Origin of the sequence: Streptomyces sp. AHU1, from assembly GCF_045343905.1 — a bacterium.
Lineage (GTDB): Bacteria > Actinomycetota > Actinomycetes > Streptomycetales > Streptomycetaceae > Streptomyces > Streptomyces triticiradicis.
Genome location: NZ_CP174283.1, coordinates 1,804,061 through 1,821,149 on the forward strand (window position 1 = coordinate 1,804,061; position 17,089 = coordinate 1,821,149).

A 17,089-nucleotide genomic window follows, 5' to 3' on the forward strand; every position below is an offset into this window, starting at 1 on the left:
CCCCCGCGCCCGCGTCGTCGGAGCGGCGGCGCGGGCGCGGAGCCGGCGCGGGACGGGGGTTCACACGCGCGTACGGTTCGGGTGAACCACGCGCGCGTGCATGACCGCGGCCCGTACCCCGGTCGGCGGGGGTACGGGCCGCACCTGCGCGCCGTGACGGCGGCGGCGACCGGGCGTCAGGTCGTTACGGCCTCACGGACGGCGGCGGCATGCTCCATCGCGTGCTGGACGACGCGGATGAGCACCTCCTTGACGGACTCTCGGTCCCGCGCGTCGCAGAGGACGACAGGCACACCCGGGTCGAGGTCGAGGGCCTGGCGGACGGACTCCGCGGGATAACGGGCGGCGTCCTCGAAGCAGTTGACTCCGACCACGAAGGGTATGGAGCGCCGTTCGAAGTAGTCGACCGCGGCGAAGCAGTCCTCCAGGCGGCGGGTGTCGGCCAGCACGACGGCACCCAGGGCACCGGTGGCGAGCTCGTCCCAGAGGAACCAGAAACGGTCCTGTCCGGGGGTCCCGAACAGATACAGCACCAGGTCCTCGCGCAGCGTGATCCGGCCGAAGTCCATGGCGACGGTCGTGGTGTGCTTGCCCTCCACACCGCTGGTGTCGTCGATGGGCCGGCCCGCCTCGGTGAGGAGTTCCTCGGTGCGCAGCGGCCTGATCTCGCTGACCGCGCCGACGAGGGTCGTCTTGCCCACGCCGAAGCCGCCCGCTACCAGGATCTTGAGCGTGACGGGCTCGACCGGAGGCTTCCCGCGCTCAGAACGCCCGAAGATCATCGATCTCTTCTCCTGCTGTGTGGGGTCGTGCGGCGGTGGGCCGTAGCCCCCGCCGCCGGGGGTTTCGACGACGAGTACGTCGCCGGGTCCGACGTCCGCCGCGTCGCTTCCGCCGAGTTCCGTGACGGTGCCGTCGGCGCGCTCGACCCGGTTGGCGCCGAGAGCACCGGGCTCGCCGCCCGCCATGCCGTACGGCGGCACCCTTCGGTGCTGTGAGAGCGTCGAGACGGTCATCGGCTCCAGGAACCGGATACGTCGTACGGCGCCGTCGCCGCCCCGCCAGTTTCCGGGGCCGCCGCTGCCGTGTCGAATCGCGAACTCGTCGAGCCTGACGGGCAGTCGCCACTCCAGGACCTCGGGGTCGGTGAGCCGCGAGTTGGTCATGTGGGTCTGCACGACGGGGACGCCGGGGAAACCGTCGCCCGCGCCCGATCCGGAGGCCACGGTCTCGTAGTACTGGTGGTGCTCGTTGCCGAAGGTGACGTTGTTCATGGTGCCGGAGCCCTCGGCCTGCACTCCCAGGGCCGCGTAGAGGGCTCCGGTGATCGCCTGGGACGTCTCCACGTTGCCCGCGACGACGGCGGCCGGGGGCTCGGGGGCGAGCATCGACCCCGGCGGCACGACGATGCGCAGGGGGCGCAGACAGCCGTCGTTGAGCGGGATGTCGTCGTCCACCAGGGTGCGGAAGACGTACAGGACCGCGGCGTTGACCACGGCGAGGGGCGCGTTGAAGTTGGTGGCGAGCTGTGCGGACGTGCCCGTGAAGTCGACGGTGGCGGAGCGTGCTTCGCGGTCCACGGAGACACGGACCCGGATGACCGCCCCGGAGTCCGTCTCGTAGGCGAACTCGCCGTCTTCGAGCGTGTCGACGACGCGGCGCACCGCTTCCTCCGCGTTGTCCTGGACGTGCTTCATGTACGCCTGGACGACATCGAGCCCGAAGTCCTCGATCATGCGGCCGACTTCGTCGACGCCTTTCCGGTTGGCGGCGATCTGGGCGCGCAGGTCGGCAAGGTTCGTCTTCGGGTTGCGCGAGGGGTGGGGAGGAGCGGTGAGCAGGGTCAGTGTCTCCGCCTCCCGGAAGCGTCCGTTCTCGGCGAGCAGCCAGTTGTCGAAGAGGACGCCCTCCTCGTCGATGGTGCGGCTGTTCGCCGGCATGGAACCCGGGGCGATGCCGCCGATCTCGGCGTGGTGGCCGCGCGAGGCCACATAGAACAGGATCCGCTCACCCTCCGTGTCGAAAACCGGGGTGATCACAGTGACGTCGGGGAGGTGGGTGCCACCGTGATAGGGGTCGTTGACGGCGTAGGTGTCGCCGGGCCGCATGGTGTCGCGGCGCCGCCGGACGACCTCCTGCACGCTCGTCCCCATCGAGCCCAGGTGGACCGGGATGTGCGGGGCGTTGGCCACCAGGCTCCCGTCGGAATCGAACAGGGCGCAGGAGAAGTCCAGGCGCTCCTTGATGTTGACGGACTGGGCGGTCGATTCCAGACGGGCGCCCATCTGCTCGGCGATGGACATGAAGAGGCTGTTGAAGACCTCCAGCAGAACGGGATCCGCTTGCGTGCCGAGATCGGAACTCTCCGTGATCGCCGCGCGTTCCATGAGCAGATGCCCGTCGTCGGTCGTCACGGCCCGCCAGCCGTCGTCGACGACGGTGGTCGCGCCCGCCTCGGCGATGATCGCGGGTCCGTCCACGCTCTCGCCGGGCGGGAGTTCCTCGCGACGGTGCAGGGGTACGTCGCGCCAGGCGCCGCCCGTGTGCAGTCGGACGGCCGGCGTGGTGGCCGGGCGCGAGGCGCGTGCGGCTTCACGGGGGACGAGGGCGGAGAGGTCGGGGGGTTCGGTGAGACCGGTGGCTTCCACGGAGAGGGCTTCGACGACGACCGGACGGTCGAGGGTGAAGGAGTAGGTGGCGCGATGACGTTCTTCGAAAGCGCGGGTCATGGTGTCGGGCTCGGTGAGCTCGACGGTCAGTGCCGTGTCCGTGCCGTCATAGCGGAGCTGGGCCCGGCGGGTGATCCGGATGCGGTGCTCGGGAACGTCCTCGTCGAGGAGTTCGGCGCGGGTGGCGCTCTCCAGATCGTCGGCCGTCTTGAGGATGCCGGGCATCGCGGAGGGTTCGAGGCGGGTTTCGACGGACTGTTCGCGCATGGCCGTCGTGTCGGCGAGTCCGATGCCGAGGGCGGACAGGACGCCCGCCATGGGCGGGACCAGGACGGTGCGGATGCCGAGCGAGTCGGCGACCATGCACGCGTGCTGGCCGCCGGCGCCACCGAACGTGGTGAGCGCGTAGCGGGTGACGTCGTGGCCCTTCTGCACGGAGATCCGCTTGACGGCGTTGGCGATGTTGGCCACGGCGATCTGCAGGTAACCCTCGGCGACCTGCTCCGGGGTGCGGTCGTCGCCGGTCCTCTCGTGGATCTCGTGCGCGAGGGCGGTGAACCGGTCGCGGACGAGAGCGTCGTCGAGGGGCTGGTCCCCGCCGGGGCCGAACACCTTCGGGAAGTGGGCGGGCTGGACGCGGCCGAGGGCGACATTGGCGTCGGTGACCGTCAGCGGACCGCCGTTGCGGTAGCAGGCGGGTCCGGGGGCGGCTCCGGCCGAGTCGGGGCCCACGCGGTAGCGGGAACCGTCGAAGTGGAGCACCGATCCGCCGCCCGCGGCGACCGTGTGGATGTCCAGCATGGGGGCGCGCAGCCGGACCCCGGCGATCCGGGTGGTGAAGGTCCGCTCGTAGTCTCCGGCGAAGTGGGAGACGTCCGTGGACGTACCGCCCATGTCGAAGCCGATGACACGGTCGTGGCCGGCGAGCTGCGACATCCGGGCCATGCCGACGATGCCGCCCGCGGGGCCCGACAGGATGGCGTCCTTGCCGCGGAACTGGCCGGCTTCGGCGAGGCCGCCGTTGGACTGCATGAACATCAGCCGTACGTCCCGGAGTTCGGCGGCGACCTGCTGGACGTAGCGGCGCAGCACGGGCGACAGGTAGGCGTCGACGACGGCCGTGTCGCCGCGCGGCACCAGCTTCATCAGCGGGCTGACCTCACTGGACAGAGAGACCTGCGGGAAGCCGACACGTGTCGCCAGCGCGCCCACGGCCTGTTCGTGGGCGGGGTGGAGATGACTGTGCATGCAGACCACGGCGACCGCGCGGATCCCGTCGTCGTACGCCTCCTGGAGGGAGACGGCGAGGGTGTCCAGATCGGGAGCGCGCAGGACGGTGCCGTCGGCGGCGATCCGTTCGTCGACCTCGACCACCCGCTCGTGGAGCAGCTCGGGGAGTTCGATCTCCCGGGCGAAGATGTCCGGGCGGTTCTGGTAGGCGATGCGCAGGGCGTCGCGGAAGCCCCGGGTGGTGACGAGGAGCGTGCGCTCGCCCTTGCGTTCCAGGAGGGCGTTGGTCGCGACGGTGGTGCCCATGCGGACGGCGTCGACCGGGGCGTCCGTGGAGTCCCCTTCACCGCCGAGGAGTTCACGGACGCCCGCGACGGCGGCGTCGGAGTAGCGGGCCGGATTGTCGGACAGCAGTTTGTGCGTGAGCAGCCGGCCGTCGGGACGCCGCGCGACGATGTCCGTGAAGGTACCGCCCCGGTCGACCCAGAACTGCCAGCCTGTCACGTCTGTTCCCCGTTTCCGCCCAGCTCAGAGCGCCCGGAGGCCGCTGATCACGTCGCGCAGAATACTCTCGTCCGGCAGCTCGGCAGGGGGTACGGGGCGTGTCACGTGGACCATTTCGTCATCCACCAGGTCCCCGATCAGGACCCGTACCACTCCGACGGGCAGGTCGAGTCCGGCCGCGAGTTCCGCGACCGACTGGGGGACGTCACGGCAGAGTTCGACGATGTCCACGTGTTCCGGGGACAGCGTGTGGTCCGCCTCGGGGTCCTCGGCGTGCTGTTCCGTGACCACCAGCGCGATCAGATCGAGGCGGTGCTGAGCCGCGCTGGTGGTGCGGCCGCGGGTCATGGCGTACGGGCGGACCACCGGTCCGGCCTCGTCGTCGAACCAGTGGCGTCTTCCCTGACCGTCTCCGCTCATGCCATCCCACTACCCGCCCGAAGGCAGATCGGTGCGCGGACTGGAGCCCAGATGCACGCCGACCCGCTTGACGAGGAGCGTCATTTCGTACGCGACCTGGCCCACGTCGGAGTCGGCGTCCGAGAGGACGGCGAGGCAGCTGCCGTCGCCGGCGGCCGTGACGAACAGGAACGCCTCGTCGAGTTCGACGACGGTCTGGCGGACACCGCCCGCCTCGAAATGCCGCCCGACACCTTTGGCGAGGCTGTGGAAACCGGAGGCGACGGCGGCCAGGTGCTCGCTGTCCTCCCGGGTGAGGTCCTTCGAGGCCCCGGTGGGAAGGCCGTCTCCGGAGAGCACGATCGCCTTCTGGATACTGGCGACACGGTCCACCAGTTCGTCGAGCAGCCAGTTCAGCTCGCCGGACGCGTTACCGGTCGCGGCGGGCCCTGCGGCCTTCGGTGCGGTCATCGACCGTCCCCCTTTGTCGTTCCTCTTGCTGAGCCGTCCTGGGCCTGGTCGCCCGCGGCGTTCTCTTCGCGGCCGCGCTGCCAGCCACGCTGGAGCGAGGCCATGCGGCTGCGTACTTCGTCGGCGTCCCGTTCGGCGGGATCCGGCCCCGCGCCGTCGCGGCCGTTGCCGCGCTCGGCGAGCCGTGCCGGTCCGTCCTTCAGCTGCGGAGCCAGATTCGCCTGCCGGACACGCCGGGGCAGCGGTGCGGTACCCGGTTCCGCCTGCCCCTCCGCGGTGTCGCGGCGGGAAGTCGTGTCGTCCGGTGCCGCGGCGGACGCGGTGGTGCGGGTGCGCCGGGGCAGAGCCGGGGCGTCCTGGGAGCCCGGGGCGTCCGGACGGCCGGTGCCCTCCCGGAGACCGGGCGCTCCGGGGAGTTCCCCTGCCTCGTGAAGAGCGGGCCTTCCGGGCGTTGCGAAGCTCCCGCGCGGACCGGAGGCACCGGAGCGTTCGCCGCGCCGGGCCGAGGCGGCGGACCGCTCGCCGCGCCGCTCGGGCAGGGGCTTCGCGCCTTCGAGTCCGGGCCCCCGGCGTTCCCGGTGATCCGCGTTCCCTCCCGGCTCCGGGTCCCGTGCCGATTCGAGGTCCTGGGCCGTGGTCTCGTCCGTCTGCTCGCGCCACGACCCGGACCGGGTGACGGAACGGCCGTGGGAGCTGACGAGCTTGGGCGCCCGGCGTCGCGGCAACGGGACGGGAGCTGTGTCCGGACGGTCGTCCTCCGCGGGGCGGGCGGTGTCCTCGCCGTCGCCGGTCCGCTGGTGCCGCCCCGCGGGAACCCCCGCGATGGAGCGCCGCGGGCGGAACAGTCCTCCGCGTTCGCTGTCGTCGTCGCCGAGGGCGCCGGGGAATCCGGTGAGCGTGTCCAGGTCGACGGGCTCGTCCAGTTCGACGGGGCCGTCCAGGACCGAGGCGGGCAGGCCCGGCAGCCGCGCCGACGACTCGGTGAGTGCCGCGCTGCGGCGTTCCCCGGTCTTGCGCTCCTTGGCGGACGGGGTGCGGTCGAGACGGAATCCGATGCCGTTGGTGTCCGGGACGTCGTCGCTGAGCAGGGCGTCCGGCATGAAGACGACCGCGGTGGTGCCTCCGTAGGGGGAAGGCTGCAGCGAGACGCGGACGTTCTGCCGCTGGGCGAGCCGGCTGACCACGAAGAGGCCGAGCCGGTCGGTGTCGGAGAGCTCGAACTCGGGGGTCTCGGCGAGCCGCAGGTTGGCGTCGAGCAGTGCCTCGGCGGTCATGCCGAGGCCGCGGTCGTGGATCTCCAGGGTGAAGCCGTTGGCGACACGCTCGCCGACGACGTGGACGGCCGTGTGCGGAGGCGAGAACACCGTTGCGTTCTCGAGGAGTTCGGCCACGAGATGGGTGACGTCGGTGACGGCGGGACCCGTGACGGCGACGCGCGGCAGCCGGCGCACCTCGACGCGTTCGTAGTCCTCGACCTCGGCGACGGCGGCGCGCACGATGTCCATGAGCTGGACCGGCTTGCGCCACTGCCGGGACGGTGCCGCGCCGGACAGGATGACCAGTCCCTCGGCATGGCGGCGCATTCGGGTGGTCAGGTGGTCGAGGCGGAACAGGTCGGCCAGTTCGTCGGTGTCCTCGGTCCTGCGTTCCATGGTGTCGAGGAGGGTGAGCTGTTTGTGGAGCAGCACCTGGCTGCGGCGCGCGAGATTGACGAAGACCTCGGAGACGCCCTCGCGCAGTTCGGACTGCTTGACGGCCGCCTCGACGGCGGCGCGCTGAAGGGTGTTGAGTGCCTGGCCGACCTCGCCTATCTCGTTCCTGTCGTACTCGAGGCGCGGCACCTCGGTCTCGACGTCGACCTGCTCACCCGCGGAGAGCCGCCGCATGACGCTGGGCAGCCGCACACCGGACGCCTCGTGGGCCTCTGTACGCAGCCGCCGCAGGTCGCGGATGAGGCTCCGGCCGATGCGTACGGACATGACGAGCGAGATCAGCAGAGCGATCAGGCCGACCACGCCCGCGCCGACGGCTTGGAGGATGACACCCATGGCCACCGGCCTGATCCGGTCCCGGTGGTGGTCGCCCGCCCGGTCCTCCAGTTGACCGAGTTCGGCGAGCACATGGCCTGCCGCGCCGTCCCAGCTCTTCGCGGTGACACCGCTCGGCGAGCCGGCCGTGGAAGCGGCGACGGCCTGCTCCGCCGCGCGCAGCGGCCCGGTGCCGGCGTTCTTCCAGTAGCGCTCGAAGCGCTCGCGGTCCGGCGAAGGCAGCGACGGCAGGCTGATCTCGTACAGCAGGGTGCGCTGGGCCACGAGGTCGGAGATGTCGCGGAGTTCGTCCCGGGTGATGTGCCCGGCGACCAGTGCGGAGCCGAGAAGGGCGTCCTCGCGGGAGAGCAGTTCCCGGGCGCGGGAGACATTGACGAGGGCGCGGGCCTCTTTGTCCAGCTCTACGTCGTCGACGACGTGGAGGTTGGCCAGCAGGACGTAGCAGGGATCGATCAGACGGTCGTAGAGGCCGAGTGCCTGGGCACGGTTGATGGTGCCGTCCTCGACACCGGTGCGCAGCGAGGAGATCCCGTCGACCGCGTCGAGGAGGGAGGTGAGGCGCTCCGCGGTGCCCTCGCCCAGTTCCTCGCGCACGCTCTTGTCCCTGGCGTTCCTGCGGACCTTCACCAGGACGCGGTCCGTGGCACCGCGGCTGCGCTCGAGTGCCGCGAGCCCGTCGGACGCGCGAGGATCGGCCAGGTAGACAAGTGTCTGGCGGCGTTCCCGCTGGAGGACCCTGACGGTGTCCTCGGTCGGACGGCCGATCTTCTTGACGATCTCGGAGACGCTGAGGAGCTGGCCGGCCTCACGCCCCGTCAGCATGGTCGCGAAAGCCCAGATCGCGGTCAACGACACCAGGGGCACGAGGAGCAGCGCCACAATCTTCCGGCGGATGGACTTCCCGCGAAAGCGCATGGCCTCCCCCAGCTCGACCCCCACCGGCCGGGGGCACACATGTGCGTCAACAAACGGCGTGAGCCTACTACTGACGCGGAGGTAACTCGAAGACCCGTCTGAGCACGATCCCGGCCCGACGGGGAACGAGAGATGGGGAGTTGTCCGTTCATTGGGGGAGATTGCTCCCCTGGATCCGGCACTTGGGGCCGGATCCCATCGGAGTGGGGAACTTCGTCAGTTGGCCGAAATTCTTCGCTCGACGGGAATCTTCGGGACAGGCCACTCGTCTGTATGTACGGGAATTGAGGGCGGAATCGGCCACAGGCGCCGCATGCCGCTCTCAGTCGGCGTAAAAGAACGCAAGCCGGGCAGCCACTGGGGGGCGGGGGTCTCGAGGACACCCGTGCGAGAGGGCTGCTGGGCGGTGGGGAGTGACAAGTTGATGGGCACGGCGGAGCGGAGCGGGTCACCCGCTGCTGAGGTCGCGACACGAAAGGCGGCACAACTGGCCACCCGGGAGCCGGACGACAGTGTTCCGGCAGCGGGACACGGCCGTCCGGACGCGCGGTTTACGGCGGACAGGCCCGGCAAGGCGGACCTCCAGGACACCACCCCGGACAGGGGAGGCCGAGTCGAGGAGAAGGGCGCTGCCACGAACGGACACGAGGACAACGAAGAGCGTGCGTACTACCGGCCGTTGTGGATCGAGGAGCCCGCGCGAAGGCGTCGGCTGCCCGATCCGGTGCGTACGTCCGCCGTGCGCGCGGTGCTGGTCATCTCGGTCACGCTGATACAGGCCGTGGTGGCCTTCCTGTGCACGATGGCGGAGTCCTGGCTGGCTTTCCCGATGGTCCTCAGCAGCGTGGCCAGCACGGTCGTCGCCACCTGGGCCGCCCTGGACGTCTGGGTGACACGACAGGTCTGGAACCAGCGGAACGGTGTGGTGTCGGTTCCCAGCAGCACGGCGCGGGCACTGCGGCGTGAGCGTCGCAAGGCCAGGCGTCAGGCTCGGATCACGGCGCGGGCCCAGGAGCGGATACGCAGGCGGGGCGGGGCCGGGCAGTTGTCGCACTCGTAAACGGAGCGACGGCCCTCTCCGCCGCGGTCCCTCGGTCGGCCGTCTTCGGTGATCCCCGCCCTTGCGGACCATGTCCGGTTCCTGTCGCCGGTCCGCGAACCGGATCCGCGCGTCAGGCAGTTCGGTCCGGAGCCGGGCGGGGACGGCGAAGTCGCCATGGTGCGGCAGGCGGGCGACTCCCGGACCGCGACGTGGGGTTGCCCGGTGGCGCAGGCCCCGTGTCCGGTACGGAGCCGGGCCGCACAGCACCCTCACGCAGCACGCTGTCGCTGCCGACAGGTGCCGATGCCGGCTATCACGACTTCGGCGGGCGGGGAGCGGCCGTCGGACAGTTTCGCTCCGGTGACCGTGCCGGGAGACGTTCCGTGGTCCGACGACGAGTTGCCGGACCAGGCGGACGAGCGCACCGCGAGGAGGGCGGGGAACCACGCGGCCGGCTGCTGACGGCACGCGGTTCCCCGCTGCTCGATCGCTACGGGGCGACCGGCGCCGGACGCTTGAACATCCGGGTCGCGGTGATCTCGGTGTGCACGGCCTCTCCGGCGGCCGCCTCACGCGGCAGCCCCGGCCGCAGATGCTCCTCCACGCTGATGTACTTCAGCCCGGCACGAAGGTCGGCGTCGTTGCGCAACCGGATGACGAGGGGGAACTCGGCGAGCGCGGTCGTGTCGAACAGGCCGGTGGTGTAGAGAAGCTGAACGCCCAGCGCGTCCGAGACGGCCCGCTGGAGCTCCAGCAGATAGGTCGCGTTGGCGCGCCCGATGGGGTTGTCGAGGAACAGGGTGCCGGCGTGCCGGTGCTTGTCGCGGCCGCGGTCGTTGCTGCGCAGCGCGGCCATCGTGCAGTACAGCGCGATGGCCGCGGTGAGCAGCTGGCCGCCGGAGAACACGTCGCCCATCTGTCCGACGGGGACACGTTCGGCGCGCAGTACGGCGTCCGGCTTGAGGATCTCGACGGCGACGCCCTTGGGCTGGAGCGCGGCGCTGACCCCGCGCAGCAGCAGCGACATGCCGTCGCGCCGCATGTCGGAGTTCTTCTTGACCGCCGCGCGGGTGGCCTCGTCCACGACCTCGCCGAGCCGCTCGGTGAGGGTGGCCTGGTCGGGTTCCTCGAAACGGATGCGCAGGAACTCCTGTCCGGACCACTCCCCCAGTCCCTCCGGCAGCCGGGACAGCCGCTGGGCGGAGCGAAGGGTGGCGAGGGAGGACTCGACGAGCCCGCGCAGCCGGTCCACGATCGAGTCGCGGTTGCGTTCCAGCTGCGCCAGTTCGTCGGTCAGCACCCGCAGCCGGGGCGCGAAGGCGTCCGCCCACTTCTGCGCGTGCTCGGGCAGCGAGGAGGCGGGCAGCTCGCGGATCTGCTGCCGGGCAGGGGTGCGCACCTGCTCGTAGCGCGTGGAGTTGGCGTGGCGTACGAGGATGTCGCTCGCCTCGCGGACCGCGGCCTCGGCCGTGGACAGGTCGGTGGCGCAGCCGCGCAGCGAACGGCGGCTCTCGGCCGCGGAGTTCCGCGCCTCCTCAAGGGTGCCGGAGTAGGGCTCGGGCTCGTCCTGCTCCTCGTCGACGTGGTCGCGGAGCAGGTCCCTGAGGAGCGCGGCGACCTCGTCGAAGCCGCCGGCCGCGTCCTCGGCGGAGCGGTGGGCGTCGAGGAGCTCCGCGTGTGCCTCGCGGGCGTGGTTCAACGCCTCGGTCCGGGAGGCGAGTTCGGTCGTGGCGGTACGCAGCAGGGCCTGGGCCTGCTCGGCGTCGCCCGGGACCAGCTCCTCGGCCAGCTCGGTGTGGACCTCGCCCTCCTCGGGCGCGTGCCGCTCGGCCTCGCCGCGCAGCCGCCCGAGCTGTTCGCTCGCGGTCGACATCCGGGTCTCCAGGAGCTGCACCAGCTCCTCGGCCCGTGCCGCGGCCGCCTGCCGGGAGGGGCCGTCCGAGCCGTCGGGTGACTCCAGGAGCTGCTCGGCGCGGGTGCGGACCTTGTTGCTGAGCCGGTCCAGCTCCGCGAGGGCCGCGGTCTCGTCACTCTCGGCCCGTGCCTGCTCCGCGCGCAGGTCGGCGCCCACGCCGACCTTCTCGTAGAGCTGCGACGCGGCCCGGTAAGCCTCGCGCAGGGCGGGCAGCGAGGCCTTGGCCGCCGCCGTCCCGTCCTGTGTCACGTCGTCGGGGGCGCCCGCGATCTCCGCGCGTTCGGCGCGCAGCGCGCGGGCCGTACGGCGGGCGTCGTCGGCGGCGCGCTGGGCGGCGCGGCGGTCCTCGTCGGCGGCGCGGGCGCGCTCCAGGCACACCTGGGCGCGGGCCTCCGACTCCGCCGCCTCGTCGGCGAGTTCGCGGAGTTTGACCTGCCATCCGGCGCGTTCGCGCAGCCGGAAGGCGAGTCCGGCGAGCGCGTCGGCGGCGCGCCGGGCCTTCTGCGCGGCCTCCTGCCGCTCGTCGCGTACGTGGGCCGCTTCGGCCGCCGTCTCCTCGGCCTCCGCCCGGACGGTGCGGGCCTCGGCCAGCTCGGCCTCGGCCTCCTCCGCGAACGCGCGGGCGTCGCGGGCGGTCGCGGCCAGTTCGGCGAGCCGTCCGGCGGGGCAGCCGGTGCGCCAGGACGCGAGGCGGGCGGCCAGCTCCCGGTCCTTGCCGAGTCGGGCGGCGAGGGCGCGGATCTCCTCGTCCCGCAGGACCGTCCGGGCCCGCAGTGCCTGGCGCTCCTCGTCCGCCGCGTGTTCGTCGTGCATGGCGGGGTTCGGCGGTACGAGGAAGACACCGCCGTCGTCCGTGTCGGCGGCCGGGGTGGGGGCGAGCAGGGCGGCGGCCGTTCCGACGGCCACCGTCGAGCGCGGCAGCAGCGCCGCGTCGCCGAGGACCTCGCGGGCCCGCGCATGGGTGTCGGGGTCGGTGATGATCACGCCGTCGACGAGCTCGGGCCGGGCGGCCAGTACGCGCGCGTGGTCGACGGGGTCCACGGCCTGCGCGAGGTAGCGCCACCCGGGCAGTGCGGGGATGCCGTGCTCGCCGAGGTACTCGACGGCGGCGAGGACGTCGGGGCCGGGCGGCAGCAGCCCGCCGTCGCCGAGCGCCCCGAGGATCCGCGCGTCGTCGGCCGCAGCGGTGCGCAGGTCGAAGAGCTGGCGCTCGGCGGAGGCGACCCCTTCGTCGAGCAGTGCGCGGAGTTCGTCGGCGTACCGGTCGAGCTCTTCGGGAGCCAGCGGCGCGCCCGGCGAACCGGCCGGGCCGTCGGACTCCTCGTCGCGGTGCGGCTGCGGAACATCTTGGCGGGTGTCGGTGCCCGGCAGGCCCAGCAGTTCCGCGAGCCGTTCCTCCTGCGCCAGCGCCTCGGCCGTGCGCCGCTCCGCTTCGTGCGCCCGCTCGGCCGCCGTCGCCGCGTCCGCCGCGCGGGCGGCCGTCAGCTCGGCGCGGGACTCGGCGGACGCCGCCTCCCGCGCGTGATCGGCGGCGCGCCGCGAGGCCTCGCGCGCGGTGTCCCAGGCGGCGACGGCACTCTTCTCCGCGTCGCTGGCGGCGAGCGCGGCCCGGGCCGGATCGGCGTCGGGGGCGCTGTCGTCGAGCCAGCCGGCCCGGACCGCCTCGGCGGTCTCCTGCTCGACCTCGGCCAGCCGCTGCCGCAGGTGCCCGATCTCGCTGCGGGCGCGCTGCGCGGCGGTGGCGGCGGCCGTCGAGTCGGCGTACGCCGTCTCGCCGGCCTCCAGGAGGCCGGCGGAGCGTTCCTCCTCCTCGTTGGCGAGCGACTCGGCGCCCTCGGCGGCCCGGTGCAGCGCGCGGACGAGGTCGACGGCGGCGGTGGCACGGGCCGCGAGCGCGGGGGCGGCGTCCCGTTCCGCCTCGCGGATCGCGTCGGCGACGCGGGTGGAGCGGTCCGCGGCGGCACGGTGGCGCAGCACGGCCTCGGCGGCCTGCCAGGCCGCGTGCAGGGTGCGCGCGTCGGCGAGCTCGCGCTTCTGCGCCGCGGCCGACTTCTCCGCGCCGGCGAGGGCCAGCGAGGCGTGGCGGTAGGCGAGTTCGGCGGCGATCAGCGCGCTGCGCTCACGGGCGCCCTCGGCGTGGGTGACGGCGTACGCGGCGGCGGTCACGCGCTGGGCGAGCTCACCGGCGCGCACGCGCTCCTGCACGGCCCGCGCGGACAGCCGGCGTGCCAGGGTCCTGGTGCGCCGCTCGGCACCGGTGTGGATGTCACGCGCGCGTGCCCGCGCCCCGGCGGCGTCGACGATCCGGCCGAGCAGATCCACGGAACCGGCGGTGAAGTCGCGCTCGGCGATGAGTTCGGCGCGGCGCCCCAGCTTGTTGCCGAAGCCGCCGACCAGGTCGGCGAGCCCGTCGGTGTCGCGGGTGTCGGTGACCGCGCGCAGCAGCAGATCGGTGAAGTCGGAGTCCTTCTTGACCGCGAAGAGGCCGGCGGCCTCACCCTCGTCGGCGTTCATCTCCCGCTGGTAGCGGAAGAGTTCGGGGTCCAGGCCCAGGTCGCCGAGGTGTTCGTTCCAGCGGTCGTGGATCTCCTCCCAGTGCACCTCCAGGTGCGGGTAGGCCTTGCCCGCCTCGGTGATCGCGTCGCGGAAGCCCTTCATGGTGCGCCGCCGTCCCTGCGCCCCGGAGGCGCCCTCGACGGGAGGGCGGACCGAAGTGGCCTCGGCGACGGGCAGGTTGTCCAGGCTGAGCCCGGGGCCGGGCCGGAACGAGTACCAGGCTTCGGCGAACTTCCGCGGGTCGTTGGAGACCTGGCGCCCCCGCCACTCGCTCGCCTTGCCGACCACCACGCACTCGCCGGTCAGCGTGTGCTGCCACTCCAGCGCGACGTGTCCGCAGTCGTCGGCGAGCAGGAACTTGCGCAGCACGCCGGAGCTGGCGCCGCCCAGGGTGTTGCGGTGGCCGGGGAGCATGACCGAGAAGATCAGCTTGAGCAGCACCGACTTGCCGCCGCCGTTCTCCAGGAAGAGCACACCGGCGGGCGCGGGGCGGCGCGGCGGGCCGACGGGCTCCTCCTCGAAGAACTCCGCCTGGGTGGGCGCGGGGTCGGGCACGGGTTCGCCGACTCCGCGCAGGTCCAGCACGGTGTCGGCGTAACGCGCACCGGCGGGCCCGATGGAGTAGAGGCGGACCCGGGACAGCTCGTACATGGCGGCGGACTCTCGTAGTCGAAAAGCGGGAGATCGTGGAGCGGGAGGTCGTGGAGGGGAGCCGGGAAGGACGGGCGGACGTCAGGAGTGGAACGGCAGTCCGGCGCCGGCCACGAGCTCCAGGTCGTCGGTGTCCTCGGCGGGCAGCAGCGTCGCCGTGCCGTCCGTCACCGGGACGATGCCCAGCTCCAGCAGTTCGGCCATGGCCGCGCTGCCCGCCATGTCGCGGACCTGGAGCTGGTAGCGGGCCGTCGTCCGGTACGTCCCGCCGGCGTCGTCGCCGGTGCGCTGGAGGAACCCGGAGTCGGTGAGGAAGGCGACGGCCTTGGCGATGATGCCCGTCGTCGAGCCCGCCAGTCTTCGCGCGTCCTTGGTGGCCCCGGTGGAGCTGCGCCGTGCCCAGATCCGCCAGGCCGCCTCCAGTCCGGGCGCGTCGGTCGCCGGGTCGGTGTTCTCGCCGGTCTCCTCGGCCCGCTCCTCCAGGCGCCGGCAGGCCTGTCGTACGAAGGCGTCGACGCCGTTGACCGAGACGCGCCCGATGTATCCGTCGTCGGCGAGGTCCTCGGGGCGCGGGAAGGCCAGGGCGGCCACGGCGAGGTGGGCGAGTCCGTGCAGGAACCGGTCCCCGGAGTCGGTCGAGGCGCGTCGCGCGTAGTCGCCCATGCGGACGGCGAAGACCGAGTCCTCGGCGGCGGTCACCGCCATCCCCGCGCGCGGGGACACCTCCAGGACGACGAGCCCGAGGCCGGCGGCGACCGCGTCGGCGAGCCGCGCGAAGGGCGGGTCCTCGCGGTAGCGACGCAGCAGCTCGGTGTACTCCTGGTCGCGCGCGGGCTGCAGTTTGGGCTGGAGCCCGAAGGCGACGAGCCGCGCCGCGTCGGCGGCGTCGGCAGGGGTGACGGGGGCGTTCGCCGGTGCGGCGGTGGCCTCCGGTTCACTCCACTCGACGTGCTCGGTCACGGCTGGGACTCCTTGTTCGAAAGTACGAGGGTACGTGCACGGACGGGGGCGGGTGCCCCGCGCGGGGCTCGCGGACCGGAGGCGTGCGGCTCCGCGGGACCGGTGAGACCCGTGGCACCTGACGCGGGGATCCGGGGTGTCCTGCGGCGCCCGGGGTCCCGTGGTGAACGGCTCATGACCGGTCCGCCTTCATCCCCGCCGCGTCGAGTAGGGCCATGCCCACGATCAGATCGGCCCCGCCGAACTCCGGGTCGTCCAGCTCGGTCCCGTCGTCCACGGCGAACAGCAGGCGTTCCTCGCCCTGCCGGTAGGCGGTGCCGACCGGCGGACTCGCGGCGTGCACGGCCAGGAGGGCCACCAGATAGGGCAGCTCGGGATCCTGGCGGCGGGCCTCCGCGAGCAGCCCGGACAGCCGTCGCGGCGCGTCGGGGGGAAGGTTCAGCAGTTCCTTGGCCGCGGCCAGCTGCTCCTCGCTGAAGCGGCTGTCGTCCGGTGTGGCGATCAGGTCGGGCTCGGGCATCTCCGCACCGAGGTGCTCGCGCTCCAGCGGCGGCGTCAGCAGGATGTCGACGAGGTCCGCGACCCGCACGGCGACGGGGGTGCGCAGGCCCGTCCCGTGCTTGAAGAAGGCGTCGGTGACGCATAGCGCCTGCTCCACCGGCAGGGGCAGCACCGGCGCGACCAGATGGCCGTAGAGGTCGATCCCCGAGGTCGTCATGGGGGTACCGAAAGCCTGCCGGTCCTGCTCGGCGCGGAACAGGGGGCCGGCCTCGAGGAGGCGGGACTGGAGCTGGGTGTGCCGGCGGATGCAGTCCTTGACGATGTCGACGAGCTCGGCGGCGCGCCGCTTCTGCTCGGGGTCCTCCGACTCGTCACGGGCCTTGCGGATGTTGGTGAGGATCGCGTTCTCGTGGCGGTACCGGTCGGCCACGTGGTCCAGGGCCTCGGCGATCATGTCGGGCACGGCCTGGAGCCAGTCGACGGCCCGCACGTTGCGCCGGGTGGCGTCGAGGGCCTTGCGCAGCGTCTCCGCGTACTGGACGGTGCGGTAGCGGGCCTGCTCGGCGGCGAGCTGCGCGTCGGCCAGCCGGCCGCGGCTGATCAGAACCTCCAGCTTGACCTCGGCGGCGATCTGCGCGCTGGTGACATCGGTGTCGAGGGCGCCGACGAGGACGTTGACCGCCTCGTCGGTCGTACGGAGGTAGACGCCTCCCCCGTAGCCCGGCACTTCCTCGATCAGCTTGAAGTCGTAGTCGCGGCGCACATAGGTGCCGTCGGGGGCGAAGGTGCCGTACACCGCCCTGAAGCCCCGGTCGACGCTGCCGACGTTGATCAGGTTCTCCAGGACCCAGCGGGCCACGCGCTCGTGCTCGGCGACCGGGCGGCCGGGGGCCTGGGCGGCGATGCGCGGGATGAGCCTGGCCACTATCTGGTCGTGGTCGGCGCCCGTGTCGAAGTCCATGTTCAACGTGACGAGATCGATGGCCGCGAGGGCGACCTCGGCCATGCCGTACACCGTGTACTCGCCCGCGAGATTCGCCTTGCGCATGTCCAGGTCGTGCAGCGGCGCAGTGCAGGCGAGCGCGCGCAGCCGCCGCGCCAGGCCCTCGTCGGCGGCCGGGCCCGGTGCCGGGCGCGGTCCCGCGCTGAGCTGGGGCGGAACGCTGTCCGTCGATGCAGGCGAAGTCACGGTGCACAGACTAAATCCTCGGTCCGACAACGGCCGAAA

Annotated in this window: 8 protein-coding genes and 1 pseudogene; 1 reads left to right on the forward strand and 8 read right to left on the reverse strand. The window is 72.5% G+C overall.

The window, feature by feature from the left end:
- Positions 1-176 precede the first annotated feature (176 nt).
- The 5 genes and pseudogenes from ACICHK_RS08270 to ACICHK_RS08290 all read right to left on the reverse strand — a co-directional run bounded on the left by ACICHK_RS08270 (position 177) and on the right by ACICHK_RS08290 (position 8,236).
- A complete protein-coding gene (locus ACICHK_RS08270) occupies positions 177-782 on the reverse strand; it encodes a GTP-binding protein (RefSeq protein WP_406836409.1) in 606 nt (201 codons plus the stop codon).
- Positions 763-4,403, reverse strand: a pseudogene (locus ACICHK_RS08275) (hydantoinase B/oxoprolinase family protein). Before ACICHK_RS08275 ends, ACICHK_RS08270 begins: the two are co-directional and overlap by 20 nt.
- 24 nt (positions 4,404-4,427) lie before the next feature.
- Entirely contained in the window at positions 4,428-4,823 is a 396-nt protein-coding gene (locus ACICHK_RS08280; RefSeq protein WP_103553894.1) for a DUF742 domain-containing protein, read from the reverse strand.
- 9 nt (positions 4,824-4,832) lie between these two features.
- Complete coding sequence (locus ACICHK_RS08285; protein WP_151468550.1) at positions 4,833-5,273, reverse strand: roadblock/LC7 domain-containing protein; 441 nt, start codon at positions 5,271-5,273, stop codon at positions 4,833-4,835.
- Positions 5,270-8,236 (reverse strand): nitrate- and nitrite sensing domain-containing protein, encoded by a 2,967-nt coding sequence (locus ACICHK_RS08290; protein ID WP_406836410.1) that lies wholly within the window; start codon positions 8,234-8,236, stop codon positions 5,270-5,272. The genes ACICHK_RS08285 and ACICHK_RS08290 overlap by 4 nt, the downstream gene beginning before the upstream one ends.
- Positions 8,237-8,660: 424 nt before the next feature.
- Here ACICHK_RS08290 and ACICHK_RS08295 point away from each other — a divergent pair, with 424 nt between their 5' ends.
- Positions 8,661-9,296: a hypothetical protein gene (locus ACICHK_RS08295; protein WP_406836411.1), complete on the forward strand. Its 636-nt coding sequence runs from the start codon at positions 8,661-8,663 to the stop codon at positions 9,294-9,296.
- 472 nt (positions 9,297-9,768) lie between these two features.
- Here the strand turns inward: ACICHK_RS08295 and ACICHK_RS08300 are convergent, their stop codons facing one another.
- From ACICHK_RS08300 to ACICHK_RS08310, 3 genes are all read right to left on the reverse strand, one after another.
- Positions 9,769-14,400 (reverse strand): hypothetical protein, encoded by a 4,632-nt coding sequence (locus tag ACICHK_RS08300; RefSeq protein WP_406836412.1) that lies wholly within the window; start codon positions 14,398-14,400, stop codon positions 9,769-9,771.
- Positions 14,401-14,481: 81 nt separating this feature from the next.
- Positions 14,482-15,360 carry a hypothetical protein gene (locus ACICHK_RS08305; RefSeq protein WP_151468546.1) on the reverse strand — a complete coding sequence of 293 codons (879 nt, stop codon included), beginning with the start codon at positions 15,358-15,360 and terminating at the stop codon, positions 14,482-14,484.
- 172 nt (positions 15,361-15,532) lie between these two features.
- Positions 15,533-17,050, reverse strand: a complete 1,518-nt coding sequence (locus ACICHK_RS08310) for a hypothetical protein (protein ID WP_406836413.1) — start codon at positions 17,048-17,050, stop codon at positions 15,533-15,535.
- Between the last annotated feature and the right edge of the window lie 39 nt (positions 17,051-17,089).